Genomic DNA, 15964 nt, shown 5'->3' on the forward strand with positions numbered 1-15964 from the left:
CCAGAGAGGCCAGCCAACAAAGAAACCCACGATGAGGTGGATTTATCAACTCTTTGAGGGAGTTCATATTCTCTATAAAACAACCGATCAAGGGGTTGCCGAAATGGTACTAAACCTCAATGCAGTGAGGATAACCATACTCAGCTTAATGGGACCGGTATACCAAAAAATATATGAGGATGCAGCATGACTTGCGGAACATGGGCTATAACATACTACCATCAGTTTTTGGGTTCAGTTATTGCTCATCCAGACAAAAAAGAAGTGATTCCTCTTTGCCCAGAGCCAATTATGAAAGAAGATGGTTCGTCAAAAAATGACTGTGAAAGGAATGCAAGTGAGAGGTTTCTTTTAGACTTTAGAAAAGAGCACCCCCACTTGCCTGTTATTCTGGTAGAAGATGCACTGGCTGCAAATGGTCCCCATCTAAAGTTACTAACAAAGCTAAATATTAGCTTTATTACGGTAGTAAAACCCGATGGCAATCGAAACTTATTTGATTGGGTAAATACCTTTAACTGGGACCAAGAAGGTAATAAGAACAAAAACCAGGGGGAGCATTTTTTTGTCTGCAAAGACCTAAAAACGCATAAGTTTAGGTTTGTCAATGGAGCTCCACTAAACGATGCACATGCAGATTTCAAAGTGAACTTCTTAGAGTATTGGGTCACAGATAAAAAAGGGAAAACTTACCATAACACCTGGGTCACAGATACTCAGATCAACAAAGAAAATGCCTATGATATTGCCCGAGGAGGTAGAGCTAGATGGCATATTGAGAACGAGACATTTAACACGCTCAAAAATCAGGGTTACCAATTTGGGCATAATTTTGGACACGGAAATAAAAACCTAACCACTAACCTTGCAATGATCATGATGTTAGCGTTTCTGATAGATGAAGCGGAGAAGATATGTTGCACATTATTTCAAGGAGCCTTAAAGGCTGAGCACTCAAGAAAAATGTACCTCTGGGAAACAATTAGGGCGTTTTTTAGAACCTATATTATCCCTTCTTGGAAGCTTCTATACGAAGCAATTATGGCAGGTAATCAGCGAGCCATCCCCATATTGAACTCCTCTTAAACTAGAGCCCAAATTAGGTAACCCTGTATTTTAGTAGCTCAGATTTAACGAAAAAATTACCAATGGAAATGCTATTTCCTTATAGTCCCTCCATGGACGAAATTTTAGTAGCTTAAAAATGGTTAGGGGGGCTATTCAAATTTTTTATTCCGGGAATTGCTGTCACCAAACGAGGTTTCTATGAAAAAACTTAAAAAATGGGCGCTTCTAGGAGCGTTGTCTTTATTTGCATCAGCTTGTGGCATTTACAAAGGAAGTTTCCAGTGTCCTCCTGGAAAAGGCGTTGGTTGCGTCTCTACCTCTGATGTTCTCGATATGATTATTGAAGAAGACTCTAATTCAGAGGATCCTTTTGATGATGGGAAAAACCACTTTGTCCGAGATCCTAGGAGTTGCCGTTGAAACTTAAAAGAAGAATAGCTCAACTATTTGGGGATGATTCCTCTGACACTATGGAGCTTAAGAAGGAAAGTGTCTCAAGGACCTTTTTGCAAAAAAGCCATTTCCAAGAGCTTCTACCCTATAGACTCTACTCAGAAGAAAGAGGCATCTACGAAAATGAGCACTCCTTTGGTTTTACCTTTGAGGTTAATCCTCTTCCCTTTGCAGCCCAAAACACCGAAGAAGAAATGGCCTCCCTGATAAAAGCCCTCTACATGCAGGGAGCCTCCTGTCAGTTTCTCCTTTTTGCAGACCCCTTCATTGACCCCATTCTCGATGTTTGGTCAGAGCCTCGAAAAAAGGGACACCCCATCTTCAAAAAGATCACCGAAAAGAAAAAACAGTTTTTTCAACACGAATCTCTTTCTCCTAATCCCATCGTTCCTGTCCCTCCAAGAAATTTTCGTCTCTTTTTTTCCTATAGCATTCCAAAAGGGGAGCGGTCCGAAGTAGAAAGCCTCTTAAGAAAACTCGAAAGCTTTAAGAAAAAAGCCTTTTCCACCTTTTCAAGACTTTCCTACGCAGTCGATGCCTCACCCACCCATCTCATTCAGATCCTCACCCACTTAACAAGTATCGATCAAACAACAGAATCTCGAGCCCCAAAGACCCTCCACCCTCATAGCTTCTTAAACGAAGAAGTCGGCGCACTTGGAGCTTTAGAGATCGAGCCCAAAGGTCTCTCCCTCCACAGTGAAGGAGAAACCTACTTTAAAATGTATCAGACACTGGATCTTCCCGAAGAGTGGGAGCTTCCCTTTAATTCAGAACTTCTTGGAGACTTTTTAGATCATTCCTACCGTATTCCCACCCCTTTTTTCATCCATTATGGGATCCATTATCCCACTCAGAGAAAAGAGGAGCTAAGCCTTCGCTCCAAGTCAGCCCTTTTAAAACAACAATTTCGACTTGCGGGAGTTTTTAAAAAGAATCCCCACCTCATGAGAGAGTCAGAAGAGCATGATTTTGTTTTCCAATCACTCAATTCAGGGGAGAAATTTGTCAAAACCCGCTTCAACATCGGGCTCTATGGCAGTCTAGAAAAATTTCCTGATGCGGAATCCACCCTTGTTGCCCTCTATCAGAAGTATGGGTTTAAGCTCCAGGAGACAAACTTTTTCCATTTAGATGATCTCATTCGTTCCCTTCCGATGGGATGGGGAGAAACTCCCAACCTAGAAGGAATCAAAAAAACTCGAAAGACCAAAACAACCTTGACAGAAGAGACAGCTCGTTTTGCCCCCATCGTCTCAGAATGGAAAGGAAACAGCACCCAAGGGATGCCCCTCATCGGAAGAAGAGGGCAGATGGCTTTTTGGGATCCCTTCACCTCTGCCAGTAACTACAACGGGGTAGTCATCGGAGCCTCAGGATCCGGAAAGACCGTCTTTCTAGCCGAGTTGATGCTCAACCAAATGGCGATTGGAGGACGGGTATTTGTTCTAGACCTTGGCCGCTCCTTTGAAAAGCTCTGCCACCTTTTAGATGGGCAATACCTCTTCTTTACCAAGGAGAGCAACTTAAACCTTAACCCTTTTGCTCTTATCCAGACAGATGGAGATATGGAAGCTCTAGATGCAGCGCTTAATATGGTCTCCTCCATTATTGCCACAATGGCCATGCCCATGGAAAAAATCGATGGAGATCGGGTTAACATCTTAAACAAATGTGTTCGAGAAGCCTGGAGGCTCAAAGGAAAGAAGGCAACCGTCGATGACATCATCACCATCTTAAAAGCAATCCACTATGACTCTGAGCTCATGAAAGGAGCCACTGAAAGTCTTATCGACCGTCTCCAAAGATATTCTTCAACAGGGGAATACAAAAACTTCTTCTATGGAGAAAATCAGGTCCACTTCGACAGTAATTTTGTTGTCATTGAAACTGAAGAGCTCAAAAATATGGGAGATCTTCAAGCCGTGATCCTCCAAATTTTCTCCCTCATGATCTCCACGGAAGTTTTCATGGGAGACCGAGAAAAAAGAAGTCTCATCTGTATCGATGAGGCTTGGGATCTCCTTAAAAGCCCCCAAATGGAAGGATTTATCGAAAGTATGGCCCGTCGGCTTAGGAAGTACAATGGCTCTTTATTTGTCGGAACCCAAGGGCTCAAAGACTTCGAGTGCTCCCCAGGAGCTGCAGCAGCCTTTAAAAACTCCAATTGGCTCATCATGCTAGGAAGAGACAGCGACTCCCTCAACGTCATCCGTGAAAAAAAGATCTTTGAGCTCTCAAATGGAGTCGAGCAGATGCTCAACTCTCTCCGTAAAGGAGACGGCTACTCCGAAGCCTTCATCTACGATAAAGGGTACGGATCATTTTCTCTTTCCCAACTCCGGCTTGATCCCTTCTCCCTCCTCCTCTTTTCCACAAAACCCGAGGAATTTGGTCCTGTCATGGAGCTCAAAAAGCAAGGGTTTTCCATTGAAGAAGCCATTGAATGGATGCTTGAAAACAAACAAAAGGTAAATTACCTCCGCTCTAGAGGACTCTCAATCGAGCAGACAATCAAGCAATTAAAAAATCAGCCACTAAAGGATACACAATGAAGCTACCAATCAGTCTCTTGGTTCTATTGGGATCGTTCATTTCTCCTCTCTATTCAGGAGAAGATCAGAGCCTTTTTAACGACACCCTCTCTAGAATCTCCAACCCAAAAAGGGACATCATCATTCCTGCTGAAGTAGAGATTCCTAAAGATATCGATGCCGCTGATCATTTAACCAATGCTAAGAGTTATGCTAAAAGGTTTTTCAACCCACTCACAACGATGAAGTCTGATGTAGAGCATATTGAAAGATTTATCTACCTTGAAAAAGGGAAAATTTTCACACAGGGCAAGGTGACCCTCGAAGGGAAATTCCTTTTTATCGATGGATACAACCCCGTCCACTTCGATTGGGTACGAACACAAAGCCCTGATTTCAAAGTCGTTATTTTCCGCGGTGGTGATCGAGCGGGTCTTCGAGAGCATATGAAGGATCAAAAAGGGCTTTATACGATCTATCCCATGAAAGGGAGAGACTTTTATTTTGATATCTATGGGTTACTCTTTCAGAAAGTTGGAGTAGAAAAGCTTCCTAGCCGCGTGACCCAAGTAGGAAATCAGATTCTCGTTGAGGAGATCCCTATCGGAAGAAAGCTTCCCCACGAACTAAGAAAGCAACATTAAGAAGGAGGAATCAATGAAACTAAAAACGATTATCCTAGTTTTAGCAACAACTTTAGGAGCTTTAGCACATACAAGCGAAGAGATTGGGGTCACTTATGAAATCGCTCTCCAGCGAGCAGATTCTAGAGTTGACTGGCACACAGTCAATAGACTCATTTGACGATGGGCACTACATAACAATGATAAGAATGAACAATCTTCCCGATGACACCCCTTGCATTCTCCATAGGAATAGACTACTTCACAGGCGACCCAAGAGCCAAACAGAATGCTCAAAACAGGGGAGCAGGAACCCTATTTTTATCTTTACCAGTCGAGGATTTTTGCCAGGCGAAGAACTTGAATTTTATGTAGAAGCAAAAAAAATGAAAAGTCCCCCGATTAAAATCATTCCTCACCCCATAGAAGCCTCTTTTGGAGAGGCAAAGATACAAGGAAAGCTCAAAGCGACTGGTGTAGAACTTTACTCTTTTGATTTTGAAGGGTTTGAAAAGGGAGAAAAGTTGCAAACCTATTCACAATCTTCAGGGTAAGAGGAGAATTTTTTTGTGAGAATAAAACTTTGCTATTTAGCCCGAATGTCAAAGGAAAAAAGGGGGGAATCGCAAAGTTCACCATCACTAGAGAAAATGGTGATCAAGTGACCTTTTCTCTCCCTTGGGGGACTACACTTGAAGAGCACCTATTAGGGAAAATCCCTCCATTAACCCCAACCATTTCCCGGGTAGAGAAATGAAAAATAAAAAAGTAGCGCAAAAATCGACAATTTTCAAGCCTTAAAACAATCTAATTACCAATGGTTTAGGGAAAAATGCATCATAAAATAGTCAAAAAGTCAAATTTATGATGCAGAAAAAGAGCAGGAAAAGTATCATAAAAACAGAAAAACATCGATTTTATGATGCGCATATAGAGTATGGTATGAATCATAAAACCCTAAAACTGTTGATAAAACGAAGAGGTCGCCATGTTCATTGGTAGAGAAGAAGAAATGGAAATTTTGAAGGGGTGCTTTCGAAGAAGAGCAGCCACGTTTGTAGCAATACGAGGGCGACGACGGATCGGAAAAAGCCGCTTGATTACCGAGTTTTCGAAGCACTTTGAGAAAAAACTGATGTTTACAGGTATCCCTCCCACACCAGGTGTGGATCAACAAATGCAAAGAAACGAGTTCGCTCAGCAAATGGCGGACCAAGGGTTACCATTTGTCGAAAATGATGATTGGAGTAAGCTTTTTTGGGCCATAGGCAAAGAAGGAGAAAAAGGTCGCATTTTGATTGCCCTGGACGAAATTGCTTGGATGGGGTCGAAAGACCCCACGTTTCTTGGGAAGCTTAAAATTGCGTGGGATCGATTTTTTGAAAAGAACCCCAAGCTCGTCCTTATTGTAGCAAGCTCTATTGCAAGTTGGATAGATGAGAATATCCTCAATAGCACAGGTTTCTTTGGGCGCGTCGATATTACCTTAACACTCAGAGAACTTTCTGTTAAAGAATGCACTAAATTTTGGGGAAAGCAAGCAAGTTCTGTTTCTGCTTATGAAAAATTAAAGATGCTCAATATAACAGGTGGTGTTCCCAAATACCTTGAAGCGATTGATCCAGGGCTCACAGCAGAAGAAAATATTCATAGACTTTGCTTTTCAGAAGAAGGTCTTCTCTTTAATGAGTTTAATCGGATCTTTCACGATCTATTCTCAAAAAGAAGTAAGGCATACAAAGATATTGTGGAGTCTCTTGTTAATACCCTTTCTCTATCCCAAAAAGAGATCTGCCAGTCAATCAAGCGTGGGAATGGGAGGGTGATGTCAGAATATATCAAGGACTTAACAGAAGCAGGGTTTATCTCCGCAGACTTCACCTGGGACTTTAAAACGACCAAGCAGAGCAATTTAAGAAAATATCGTCTCAGCGACAATTACTTACGATTTTACTTAAAATACATTTCTCCTAATAGAGAGAAAATTTTAAAGGGAAAATTCAAAAACAGCTCTTTATATAGCGCCTCTAGTTGGGAAACGATCATGGGGTTCCAATTTGAAAACCTTGTGACTAATAACTCTTGGGAACTTTTCCAGCTTCTTTATATTCGTCCAGAAGACTACGAATACGATGGTCCTTACTTTCAGACGAAAACAACAAAAAGGAATGGGTGTCAGATTGACTACCTTATTCAAGCAAAAAGTACCCTTTACATCTGTGAGGTCAAGTTTTCAAAAAATCCGATAGGTCCTCAAGTGGTTGAGGATATGCAGAAAAAGATCGCAAATCTTGAGATTCCCCGCCATATTTCTTATCGCCCAATCCTGATTCATGTAGGAGGTGTGACTGAAGAAGTGATTGCTAAAGACTATTTCAATCAAATCATTGACTGGACGGAACTTTTATAATGAGCGCTTTCCTAAGTTTTTTAACCCTAAATTTAGGGGGAACTTTTGATTAGAAACTCAGAACATCCATTTGAGAACGACACCATTAGATTGGAATGGTAAGAACAAAAATGACATTTGCTAGAAGAAACAGGTTTCACAATGTATTGGTTATAAACTCCTTGAGAAACCGTCCACTCACTATAATGGCATTTGTCATTGTAATGATGCGAAATCCTCAACAAAAAAACATCAATAAATCGACAAAATGATCGCAAGGCGGCGACTAGAAAGCTTAATGAAACAAAAAAATCAGATACCTTCCTTTTTCCTAGGCATAGCCTTAACAGTTCTGGGAGCTTCCCTTGAAGCTAAAGACTTTGAAACTCTTGGGCAGACATTCCCCATTAAAGAAGAAAGCTTAAAAGAGGTTCTCCAAACAAAGGCAAAAAAGATATCTCAAACAGAGATCGAGAAGCAAATGGAGCTTTTAGGAGAAACAGTTAAAAAAGAGGGGAGAGTCTTTAAGAAAATACCCTGGATCAAAGAGGCCGACCACTACCATGCATTTTTCTATGATCCATCAGCGACCTTGCAGGAAGATATTACAGATGCTGAGGGGAAGATCCTTTTTTCAAAGGGGACAAAAATAAACCCTTTAGAGCATGTTACCCTGGATGAAGGGCTCCTTTTCTTTGATGGAGAAAATCCCAAACACATTAAGTGGGCTGAAAGCCAAACAGGGGAGTTTAAGTGGATCCTCATTGGAGGAGATCCTCTTAAGCTTCAAGAAGAAAAAAAGCGCCCTGTCTTCTTCGATCAAGGAGGGTTTTACTCAAAAAAATTTCAGATAGAAAAAATCCCATGCCGCATCACTCAAGCAGGGGAAAAGCTTCTGATTGAAGAGATTCCCATCCAAAAAGGAAGCCGATGATCACACTCACATTTTGTCGCACATGCATTCTTGGTTTCATAGTTTCGCTCTCAATAGGATGTGCAAATGACTTCTCTCACCCAATTCCAGCTTTCGAATCAAAATGCCCCAGTGGAGGGTGTTACGAGAGTCCCCCTATAGAAGCTCACTACCCTCTCCTGGTTTTTATCTCACTTTCCATGCCAGATGCAGCGCTCCTTTCTTTTTCATCGGAACTAGAGATCTATGGAGGTGCTTTTGTCATTCGAGGGCTTCCTAACAACTCCTTTGCTGAATTCTTCCAGAAACTCAATCACCTTAAAACGCTTGGCCTAAATGCTCCTATTCTGATCGATCCCGATTCTTTCAATGAGCACAATATCACTGCAGTTCCAACCATTGTTCTAAAAGAAGAGAAAATCTCTGATCATATAGTAGGAAATGTTCCTATCTCGTACGCTCTAGAGACCTTTGCTAACCAAGGAGAGCTACCCACTCTTGCCAAAGAGCTCAAGACAAAAAGCCGTTTATCTCAAAGAGGTTACCAGTGAGACTCCTTCTAAAATGTATTGTCACCAGCCTTTTCTTTCTCCTCCCTCTAACAGCCTATCCTGAAGGAAAGTTCATCAATCCCGTCACAGACGTCTGTTGGAGTTGTCTCTTCCCTATCCATATTGGAGGTGGGAACGTCACTCCCAAACATAAAGACCTGATCAAATATAAGAAAAAACTTCTATGCCACTGTCATGGGGATCTTATAGGAGTTCCCATTGCCTTTTGGGAACCCACACGCCTCATCGATGTCACCCGCACCCCTTATAAACTTATGGGACTGGGAGGCATTTCCATAGCAAAGCCCGGTCTAAACCGTGGAGGGGTAAAATCGACCACACCAGAAATTGCCTCCAATAGCTTCTACCATGTTCACTACTACCAGTTTCCCATCCTTAACCTCCTCGATCTAGGGATAGAATTTGTCTGTGAAGACCGGTTTCCCCTAGACATTGGCTACATGTCAGAATTTGATCCCTTCTGGGGAGGGGACAAGTGGAACACCATCATCAATCCCGAAATTGTTCTCTTTGCCAATCCCCTTGCCCAAGTCGCCTGTATCGCAGACTGCGGAGCCTCCAGCTTTCAAAAACCCCTAGATCGCCTATTTTGGTGCGCTGGATGCCAAGGCTCTCTCTACCCTCTCACAGGGAATGTCTCTACCCATACCGGAGGGATTCAAGCAAGTTCTCTCCTTGTCCACCGCCTCCTTGCCAAGCTCCACAACTGGCATGTTTTGCAAGTCTTCGAAGAGGATAACTACTGCGAAAGCCATTCCTCCTATCGCATCAAAAAAAGTGCCTATAAAACGCAGCTAACCTACCCCATCGCTCAAACCAAAGGTCCTTGTAATGCCCTTGGAAGGAGTGACCTACTATGGGGGATCGGGAAAACTTATCCCTATGGAGGAGAGGATTTTGTTTACCTCATTTGGACAAAAAAACATTGCTGCTTAGATCCTTACAAGATTGCTAAGAAAATAGGAACAGGGGGTTAAGCAGTAAGGCCTTAAGATTGCGCGGCGATTGGTAAATGATTAAAATTCTAGTCCATATGGTTCTTATGGAAACGTATTTAGTTTCCATTCAATATATTGCAAATTCCTTCAAATTTTTGGCCTTCATGTTTAGCCCAATCTAGCGCAGTTTCATTGTTGTAATCTTTGAGTCCAATTAACCCTCCTTTTACACTATTGTTGCTTAGCAACAGCTTGACTATCTCTGGGCGGTTTGCATGAGCTGCAAGATGCAATACTGTGTGAAGTCGATCATTCATTGGATAGCAAATTTGCTCTGGAGTCATGAGTTCATAGAGCAAGTTACATACTTCTAAAGGCGCTTTATCTACTGCCCAATGTAAAGCGGTCTGACCGTGAGTATCGCGAATCCCTACTAACCTTTCTTTTACATCGTCTCGGCTTAGCAACAGCTTGACTATCTCTGGACGGTTTGCATGAACTGCAAAGTGCAACGCTGTGTAAAGGTCACAATTCATTGGATAGCAAATTTGCTCTGGAGTCATGAGTTCATAGAGCAAGTTACATACTTCTAAAGGCGCTTTATGTACTGCCCAATACAAAGCGGTCTGACCGAGAACATCGCGAGGCCCCACTAAGCTTTTTTTTACATCGTTTCGGCTTAGCAACAGCTTGACTATCTCTGGACGGTTTGCATGAACTGCAAAGTGCAACGCTGTTTGAAGGCGATCATTCATTTGATAGCAAATTTGGTCTGGAGTCATGGAGTCATATAGCAATTTGCATTCTTCTGTAGGCGCTCTATCTACTGCCCAATGTAAAGCGGTCTGACCGTGAATATCAGCCCAGCCAATTAACTTTGATGCTTGTGGTTTTTTAAGGTTTCCATATTTTTTTAAAACGTCTTTAACTGAGCCTTTCTTTTCAATAATTGCCAAATGAAGATCAGTCCGATTAAAGTCTCTATCGGTAATACAACTCTCAATGTCAATTGCTGAGTCAATCTTAATACTGGCGCCAAAGAGAGTTTCTCTATTGAATTCTTCTAGAATTCGATGTAAATCAACCATTTTTCGTAACGCTCTTAAACTTACTCGCCCTACACTTTTCAAGGATACGCTTAGACTTGAAATAGTCTCAAGATACTTTTTTCTCTCATCGTGAATTACTTCCAAATCTTTATGATTTAAAGGGGCCACATGCTTGTAAATATCAGTACTTTTTTCGAATAAACTAATCACTGTACTTCTAATTGCACGATTGGAGCACTGTAGCCCCCGTATTAAAGTTCCCTTAGCAGCAGAACCTCTCATTTTCAAGCGGGTATTAATATCTTGGTTAGATAAATGCGATACCTCGTTAATAGCAGCTGTTAAATTTTTACCACCTTTTTGTGCTTCAATAAGTACAAAAGCGATTTTTACAGCGACATCAATACAATCTCTTCGCTCACCTTCTTTTCTACCTACATCGGCTGTACGAATTGTTCCATTTGGAGGAGCATAGAACTTGACTTCTTTCGGATTTCTCGAGCTAAACTTTATTGGTTCGACTTGTGTGCTAGGTGATACACCTTTAACAATCTCTTTAATTTGCTTAGATGTTTTCATGATATCCGATGGATCAATAAGGATAAGAGTATTATCTGATTTCTTACATAGACATACGGTGTGAAACTCTGGTTTATTCTGTTCAAGCTTTACTGAACCTTTCTCCCACACAAAAACATCTACTAGGATCACATTCTTAGCATCAGAGGTTCCGTAAGGAGGTATGTTTTTATCCATTAAATGAGCAAGAGCCTTTTTAAAAACATCTTGTTCTTTTGTTTTATAATTGGGAGATCTTTCTATTGTATATCGCGTTACACGATATGGATTGGCCCCTGCTTCACATACTGGCTGGTATTCTTTAGTGCCGTTTATCGAAGGATTCTTAACTACTGCCCTCGGGGTAATCGAGCCAGATTCCATTTCATCTATCAGGGGATTTTCCTGCTTAGCGTAATAGTTTCGCAAAGCATCCATGTTAATCGCAAGATTTGACGTTGATGAGCTACTTGAGTTTGATGAGCTGCTTGACGTTGATGACATATCTGCCTCCTAAATAAGTTCTAATGGAAGTGATCATTAAAGGTTGTAGGCTTTTTGTAAAGCATTATTTTTATGCTGCAGGTGATCAATTAAGAGAATCAGTATGTACCAACACTCTTGTATAGGGCTTCATACCCTTAAGACTCTAAAAACGGCAAAGCTTGAAATTTTCCAAGATCAGCAGTTTCGACGTGTCACATTAGAGGCGACTGGTTTTTTTCTGCTGTTAAGTAAGTTTTTGATCCTTGACACCTTACGAACATTTTAGGTAGTGTACTTATTTGCTTACTTTCATGTGAGGATATGAGTAAACAACTTCTAATAGGTGCCCTTTTTCTTTTCGCGGCTCTCTGCCTTTCTGACACATCCCTTCTTTTTGGCGCAGATTCCCTAGAGTCAGAGGTCAAAACCAACCTCAAAAGAACAAAAGAAGAGGCAAAAGCCCTTGCAAAAGAAGGGAACCATCAGGCAAAGACCATCCTAGAGTCCTTCTTCTCAGGAAAAAACCTCTCTATCATCGAACCAGATGAGCTTCTTCCAGAAGAGGATCGAGGAAAAACCTTCGATGAAACCCTTGCTGCAGAGAAAACAGACAAGCAAGAGCTATTACCCCTTGAAGCAGACCTTCAAGAGATGCTTGATGCTTCCTTAAGAGTGGAAGAGATCGAAGGATCCGAAGCTTTCCTTACTTCTTCGAGGGCGACTTTAGAAAATGCCCAAAAAGGGATCGGCATCTTGCATACCGAAGAGCAGATTACTCCCGAAGAGACCCACCTTAAAACCTGCCACGAGGGAGGAAGCTTTATCAAGACGATCGATAAAGCAAGAGTGGTCACGATTATCCCTCAAAAGACCCAAACAGTACGGATCTGCCTCGGCCACAAAAAAGAAAAAAAATTCTTCTGGGAAGGGGATGCTAAAAACCAGCTAAGAGCATGGGAAAAAGAACTTTCAAGCGACCCCAACCTCAAGACATGGAGAGCCTATCCCCATAGTGGAGGACTTTTTAGCAGCTACCATGTGGTCAAAACCTGGACCCATAAAGAGGGCTTTTTCTGCGATAAAAGCCAGCTTGAAACAAAAGTTCTCCAAAAAGAAAAAGAGCTCGACCGGTGGGAACCCACTCCCGCTGACAAAAAAACGCTCCAAACCCTAGAAGCCAATATCGACTGCCACCTTTTGCAAACCCAAGAGTTCCATCCCGGAAGCCGCACCATCTCCGGCAAACCCCTCTACCGCGACTCGTGGAACCAGCGCCTTATCTTCTCCTGCAAACCAGCAGCAAACTCCAAATGCAAAAGACTCCAAGAGCAAGGGGGCATCCTTATCAAAAGAACCTGTATCCAAGAAGACCCATCTGGAGACTGCCTAACATGGGAAAAAACCTATGACCTAGGGGGTAAAGCCGCCCACACCTCCCAAAAAGTGACCTTTCAAGAGGAAGAACTCTTTGATCTCGAAGACTTCGACCCCTCATACGAAAAAAATAGAGACTTTGGCCAAGTCATCTCAACCCTTGGAGCACTTGAAAGCTTAGGACAAAGCATCTCAGAAAAAGGACTTGATCCCCATGCACCCGCCATTTTTTCAGGGAAAACCTCCAAATGTCGAAGAAGTTTTGATTCCAAAAACCTTTTCGACTGCTGTCACAAAAAAGACTGCAAAGGGGGAGGGGTTTTTATCGGCCTCACCCTAGGAAAATGTAACAAAGAAGAAAAAGACCTCTTCGAAAAAGTCCAAGAAAAAAAATGTCACCGGATCGGCTCGATCAAAAAACTCCTGATGACAGAGCACGTCTACTGCTGCTTCCCCACAAAACTTGCCCGCATCATCCAAGAAGAAGGACACAAGCAGCTCGGGATCTCCTGGGGAAAACCAGAAAACCCCAGCTGCCAAGGGCTCACCCTATCGCAGCTCCAATCCCTGAACTTTGAGCACATGGACTTTACCGACTTTATCGAAGAGCTCCACAAAAAAATCGACTCCCAAAAACTCGCAGCAAAACTCCAATCCCTAGCCGCAGACTTTGCCCAGTCACTCTCTAAAGAAAAGGTCCAAGCAAAAACAGAAGAGAAAACCGAGCTCTCAAAAAAAACAAAACATAAGCAAGGCCCTCTATGAAAAAAACCTCCACCCTTAAAAGGCTTACCACGCCTAAGACCCTTTTGCTTAGCCTACTCTCAATAACCTTTATCCTTTCCAACTCAATCCACGCAGGATTTTACGAAGAAGAAGAGATCCAAGGGTTTTACTTCTTCGAAGACCCCAAAATGCAACCAACAACCCCAAAACCCCAAACCCCCGAAGAAGCTGCAGAAATCCTTACCGAACAAAAAAAAGAGCTCTACGCCCTCCGCTGCCTAGCGATCCTCACCCCCACAGAAGACAACCTCATCCGTTACATCCAAAAACAAAACCAAATAATCGATCAAGCAAGCCACTTTGCCAAAAAATGGCAATACCTCCTCCTCGACCTCCCCGAACTAGGAGAAGGGATAGGAGCCAGCACCTCAACAATCGGAATTGAAGTCCATAAAAAAGCCGAAGCAGCCCAAAAACTCCAAACCCTCGAGAGCTTACAAAAAAACTTCTTCCTCCTCCTTTTTGCAGAAGGAGAAGACCCCTACTCAGAAGCCGCCGCCCATATCCTAAAGCAATTCAGCGCAGTCACCCAGTGGCAGGTAAGAGTCGTCTCTACCAATGGCCTTCCCACAAAAGCCTTTCCCAACCCCCAAAAAAACCAAGGACTCGCAGAAAAATTTGGCATCAAAAAAAGCCCCACCTTCTTCATCGTCAACCCCGAAACCAAAGAAGGATACCCCGTAGGAATAGGAGTTCTCTCCGTTCCAGAGCTCATCGAACATATCTATAGCCAAGCAAAAAGACACCAACTCGAGGAAAACCCATGAAAAAACTCCTACTCCTTTCCATGCTTTGTCTCACCCCTTTCTTGCCCGCCAAAGAAAAAAAGAGCCTCTCAGGAAAAATCCAAGAATTTTTCGACCAAACCAACACCCCCGCCAATATCACCGAAGCAGACACCTTTTATGACGATGTCATCGGCGTCAACTTCATCGGAGGTTCAGGATTTGTCCGCACCCAAGTATCCGACATCAACCCCGTCCACATCTCCCTTCCCAAAATCAACGTCGGCTGCGGAGGCATCGACTACACCATGGGAGCCCTCAACATCGTCAGCAAAGAAGAAATGGTCAAAACCCTCAAAAACATCGCCAAAAATGCCGGAACCCACGCCTTCCTCCTCGCTTTAGAAACCACCTCCCCCCTCGTCGCAGGAACCCTAGCAAAAATCCAACACTGGTCCAACCAGCTCAACGCCATCAACATCAACTCCTGCGAAATCGGCTCAAGCCTCGTTCAAGGAATCTGGCCAAGGTCAGAAGAAGCCACCCGCTATATCTGCTCCCAAACAGGCTCCAAAGAAGGACTCTTCTCCGGGATGATCGAAGCCCGCCACGGATGTCGTGACCGCGCAGACAACATGACAACCGCTGCCCTTAACCACGCCAAAAAAGAAGGAGCCCTCATCGAAAACTACAACCTCGCCTGGGAAGTCATCAAAGACCTCAACATCACCGACCCCACCGTCCGCAACCTCTACCTCAACATCAGCGGAACCATCCTCAAACAACAAAACACCCTCGAATTCTTCCCTTCCAAAGCCGAAGCCGCCCTCGACGTCCTCATGAACGGAGGAGAACTCCATAATGCCTATCTCTTCGGCAAAGTCGAGAGAAACCTCCCCATGTCTGTCTACAAAAACCACACAATCCAAGTCTCTTCTGGCCACTCTGAAAAAGACCGCATCTGGACCCTTCTCCGTACCCTCCAGTCAAAAATCCTCAAAGAAGGACTCGAAGATCCCGAACCCCTAACCGAGAAAGAAAAAGAGATGATCACAAGCACTCAATTCCCCATCTCCTCCCTCATGGTTCTCATGGGGCAGTGGGAAGGAAAAAACGTTGAAAAACACCTCTCCTTAAGACAATGCGCAGAGATTATTGCCTTCGAAAGAGTCACCAACTACGTTGAAGAGATCGTCAAAACACTGATTCTCAGAACAGAGGCCATCCAATCAAAACAAATCGAACAGGAATCCTTCGAAACCTTCAAAAAAGGACTCGAACAAACACTCACTCGCATCGAAAGGCTCAAAAGCGACAACTACCGAAAAATGTCCGAGAAACAAAAGATGATCCAATTCCTCATGGACATCGAAAGAAATTTGAGAGATAGACCAGGAGCCAACTTATGAAGGGGACTAACTTAAGCCGTTCCCTAAATTAGGGTGATAGAGATTAGTGCGAATTTTAATTTTTCAGTATTCGAGGGTATAGGTCAA

The 15964-nt window shown here is 43.0% G+C and carries 14 protein-coding genes and 1 pseudogene; 14 read left to right on the forward strand and 1 reads right to left on the reverse strand.

The window, feature by feature from the left end; all coding sequences use genetic code 11:
* From NEPTK9_RS09620 to NEPTK9_RS03095, 11 genes and pseudogenes are all read left to right on the forward strand, one after another.
* Nucleotides 1–190 (forward strand): annotated as a pseudogene (locus tag NEPTK9_RS09620) (IS1634 family transposase); the annotation flags it as partial.
* Nucleotides 187–1086 (forward strand): transposase, encoded by a 900-nt coding sequence (locus NEPTK9_RS03050; RefSeq protein ID WP_194847359.1) that lies wholly within the window; start codon nucleotides 187–189, stop codon nucleotides 1084–1086. The pseudogene NEPTK9_RS09620 and the gene NEPTK9_RS03050, both read left to right, overlap by 4 nt.
* Nucleotides 1087–1266: 180 nt before the next feature.
* Nucleotides 1267–1488: a hypothetical protein gene (locus tag NEPTK9_RS03055; RefSeq protein ID WP_194847360.1), complete on the forward strand. Its 222-nt coding sequence runs from the start codon at nucleotides 1267–1269 to the stop codon at nucleotides 1486–1488.
* The gene (gene traC / locus NEPTK9_RS03060; protein ID WP_194847361.1) at nucleotides 1485–4076 is read left to right on the forward strand and encodes a type IV secretion system protein TraC; all 2592 of its coding nucleotides are present in this window, start codon (nucleotides 1485–1487) and stop codon (nucleotides 4074–4076) included. Before NEPTK9_RS03055 ends, traC begins: the two co-directional genes overlap by 4 nt.
* Nucleotides 4073–4699, forward strand: coding sequence for a hypothetical protein (locus tag NEPTK9_RS03065; RefSeq protein ID WP_194847362.1), 627 nt, complete (start codon nucleotides 4073–4075; stop codon nucleotides 4697–4699). The genes traC and NEPTK9_RS03065 overlap by 4 nt, the downstream gene beginning before the upstream one ends.
* Before the next feature lie 13 nt (nucleotides 4700–4712).
* Entirely contained in the window at nucleotides 4713–4859 is a 147-nt protein-coding gene (locus NEPTK9_RS03070; protein ID WP_194847363.1) for a hypothetical protein, read from the forward strand.
* A gap of 205 nt (nucleotides 4860–5064) precedes the next feature.
* Nucleotides 5065–5232, forward strand: a complete 168-nt coding sequence (locus NEPTK9_RS03075) for a hypothetical protein (RefSeq protein ID WP_194847364.1) — start codon at nucleotides 5065–5067, stop codon at nucleotides 5230–5232.
* Nucleotides 5233–5666: 434 nt separating this feature from the next.
* The gene (locus NEPTK9_RS03080) at nucleotides 5667–7088 is read left to right on the forward strand and encodes an AAA family ATPase (RefSeq protein ID WP_194847365.1); all 1422 of its coding nucleotides are present in this window, start codon (nucleotides 5667–5669) and stop codon (nucleotides 7086–7088) included.
* Between the two features lie 277 nt (nucleotides 7089–7365).
* A complete protein-coding gene (locus tag NEPTK9_RS03085) occupies nucleotides 7366–8001 on the forward strand; it encodes a conjugal transfer protein TraW (protein WP_228547000.1) in 636 nt (211 codons plus the stop codon).
* Complete coding sequence (gene trbC / locus NEPTK9_RS03090) at nucleotides 7998–8531, forward strand: type-F conjugative transfer system pilin assembly protein TrbC (RefSeq protein WP_228547001.1); 534 nt, start codon at nucleotides 7998–8000, stop codon at nucleotides 8529–8531. Before NEPTK9_RS03085 ends, trbC begins: the two co-directional genes overlap by 4 nt.
* Nucleotides 8528–9529, forward strand: coding sequence for a TraU family protein (locus NEPTK9_RS03095; protein WP_194847367.1), 1002 nt, complete (start codon nucleotides 8528–8530; stop codon nucleotides 9527–9529). Before trbC ends, NEPTK9_RS03095 begins: the two co-directional genes overlap by 4 nt.
* A gap of 77 nt (nucleotides 9530–9606) precedes the next feature.
* Here NEPTK9_RS03095 and NEPTK9_RS03100 read toward each other — a convergent pair whose 3' ends face one another.
* Complete coding sequence (locus tag NEPTK9_RS03100; protein ID WP_194847368.1) at nucleotides 9607–11601, reverse strand: ankyrin repeat domain-containing protein; 1995 nt, start codon at nucleotides 11599–11601, stop codon at nucleotides 9607–9609.
* 303 nt (nucleotides 11602–11904) lie between these two features.
* Between NEPTK9_RS03100 and traN the strand changes: the two genes are divergently transcribed.
* The 3 genes from traN to NEPTK9_RS03115 are packed head-to-tail and all read left to right on the forward strand — an operon-like array spanning nucleotide 11905 to nucleotide 15877.
* On the forward strand, nucleotides 11905–13722 hold the full coding sequence (gene traN / locus NEPTK9_RS03105) for a conjugal transfer protein TraN (protein ID WP_194847369.1): 1818 nt from the start codon (nucleotides 11905–11907) through the stop codon (nucleotides 13720–13722).
* Nucleotides 13719–14510, forward strand: coding sequence for a conjugal transfer protein TraF (locus NEPTK9_RS03110; protein ID WP_194847370.1), 792 nt, complete (start codon nucleotides 13719–13721; stop codon nucleotides 14508–14510). Before traN ends, NEPTK9_RS03110 begins: the two co-directional genes overlap by 4 nt.
* The gene (locus tag NEPTK9_RS03115; protein ID WP_194847371.1) at nucleotides 14507–15877 is read left to right on the forward strand and encodes a conjugal transfer protein TraH; all 1371 of its coding nucleotides are present in this window, start codon (nucleotides 14507–14509) and stop codon (nucleotides 15875–15877) included. Before NEPTK9_RS03110 ends, NEPTK9_RS03115 begins: the two co-directional genes overlap by 4 nt.
* Nucleotides 15878–15964: the final 87 nt, after the last annotated feature.

The sequence above is a fragment of the Candidatus Neptunochlamydia vexilliferae genome (assembly GCF_015356785.1).
Classification (GTDB): Bacteria; Chlamydiota; Chlamydiia; order Chlamydiales; family Simkaniaceae; genus Neptunichlamydia; species Neptunichlamydia vexilliferae.